The following is a 752-nucleotide window of genomic DNA, read 5'->3' as shown; positions in this document are numbered from 1 at the left end:
ATCATCACTTGTGGTGAGTGCATAGTTCATGAGTGCATGGTCTGCAAGCTTGGAATAACGGCCCGGAATCCGACCATTTTTAATGATATTGGTGGGCACCAAAGTCGGGCAGAGCACATTGACTTTAATGTTAAATTTACGAAGTTCGGCCGAAAGCGTTTCAGACAGCGCACGAACACCCGCTTTCGTTACGTTATAAGCAGTCATTTCTGGAGCAGCCGTGTACGATGCAGCAGAAGCTACATTAATAATCGCGCCGTAACCTAGTTTTTTGAACTTTGGGGGACTGTTCTAAATTTTGTGTAAGTACTTAATTTTCATTTATCCTACTGAGGATAATAAAAAGAGGTACTTCACATGGATGAAGCTACAATCAAAAGTATGGCAGCTGAATTAGCTAAAGGTTTAAAAACTCCTGAAGATTTAAACCAAATGACAGCCATATTTAAAAAGTTCATGATCGAAACCGCTCTGAATACTGAGCCTTCTGAACATTTAGGCTATGAAAAGCATCAACCTAAGAAAGGATCTAATGCACGTAATGGTTTTAGCTCCAAAACAGTTCTAACACAAGATGGGCAGCTTGCTTTAGATATCCCTCGTGATCGTGACGGCTCTTTTGAACCACAGATTATTAAGAAGCATCAAACGCGCATTACTAGCATGGATGATCAAATTCTTTCGCTATATGCGAAAGGAATGACAAATAGAGAAATTGTTGCTTTTTTTAAAGAAATGTACGATGCCGATGT

General features: G+C 39.8%; 1 protein-coding gene and 1 pseudogene. One reads left to right on the top strand and one right to left on the bottom strand.

Annotated features, from left to right (window positions below; genetic code table 11):
- Positions 1-282, bottom strand: a pseudogene (locus tag J582_RS0105625) (SDR family NAD(P)-dependent oxidoreductase); the annotation flags it as partial.
- A gap of 75 nt (positions 283-357) precedes the next feature.
- On the opposite strand from J582_RS0105625, the gene J582_RS25460 reads away from it, so the two are divergent.
- On the top strand, positions 358-752 hold a 395-nt coding region (locus tag J582_RS25460; RefSeq protein WP_032048910.1), incomplete at its 3' end, for an IS256 family transposase.

The organism is Acinetobacter sp. 1566109 (genome assembly GCF_000582255.1).
Taxonomy (GTDB): Bacteria; Pseudomonadota; Gammaproteobacteria; order Pseudomonadales; family Moraxellaceae; genus Acinetobacter; species Acinetobacter nosocomialis.
Note: the sequence above shows the minus strand (reverse complement) of the source record. Positions and strands in the feature narration are given on the sequence as shown.